Source organism: Alcanivorax sp. HI0044 (genome assembly GCF_001634945.1).
In genome coordinates, this window is record NZ_LWEZ01000744.1 from 1 (window position 1) to 1,082 (window position 1,082).

At 65.5% G+C, this 1,082-nt stretch carries 1 pseudogene; it reads left to right on the forward strand.

What is annotated here, in order from left to right:
* A pseudogene (locus tag A3730_RS31360) lies at nucleotides 1-1,082 on the forward strand (hypothetical protein); the annotation flags it as partial.

Below are 1,082 nucleotides of genomic sequence, written 5' to 3' on the forward strand. Positions count from 1 at the left end.
TGCTGGGTTCCAACCCGCTGACAGAACAACTGTGCCCGGAAGCGGCTGCCAACAGCCCGATTGATCCCGCAGCCTGTTTCTCTGAAGCAGCCGGTGGCTTTGCCCCGGGTGGCGGTGGCCTGCCGGGTGCCGATGGCAACCCGCTGGAGCCGGTACTGGCGCAATTCTGCCCGGAAACCTCCGAAGCGGATCTGGGTCCGACCACGCCGATCGACTGTCTGACCGAAGCCGGTGGTAACTTCGGTGACGTGCAAGACCTGCTGCTGGGNTCCAACCCGCTGACCGAGCAACTGTGCCCGGAAGCGGCGGCGAACAGCCCGATTGATCCCGCCGCCTGCTTTGAAGAAGCGGCCGGTGGCTTTGCTCCGGGCGGCGGTGGTCTGCCGGGCGCTGATGGCAACCCACTGGAGCCGGTACTGGCGCAGTTCTGCCCGGCAACCTCTGAAGCAGATCTTGGCCCGACCACCCCGATCGACTGTCTGACTGAAGCTGGCGGTAACTTCGGCGACGTGCAGGACTTGCTGCTGGGTTCCAACCCGCTGACCGAGCAACTGTGCCCGGAAGCGGCTGCTAACAGCCCGATTGATCCCGCAGCTTGCTTCGAAGAAGCTGCCGGTGGCTTTGCTCCGGGTGGCGGTGGCCTGCCGGGTGCCGACGGCAACCCGCTGGAGCCTGTATTGGCGCAGTTCTGCCCGGAAACCTCCGAAGCAGACCTGGGTCCGACCACACCGATCGACTGTCTGACCGAAGCCGGCGGTAACTTTGGCGACGTGCAGGACCTGCTGCTGGGNTCCAACCCGCTGACCGAGCAACTGTGCCCGGAAGCGGCGGCGAACAGCCCGATTGATCCGGCGGCCTGCTTCGAAGAAGCGGCCGGTGGCTTTGCTCCGGGTGGTGGTGGTCTGCCGGGTGCCGACGGCAATCCGCTAGAGCCTGTGTTGGCGCAGTTCTGCCCGGAAACCTCCGAGGCTGACCTGGGTCCGACCACACCCATCGACTGTCTGACTGAAGCTGGCGGTAACTTCGGCGACGTGCAGGACTTGCTGCTGGGTTCCAACCCGCTGACCGAGCAACTGTGCCCG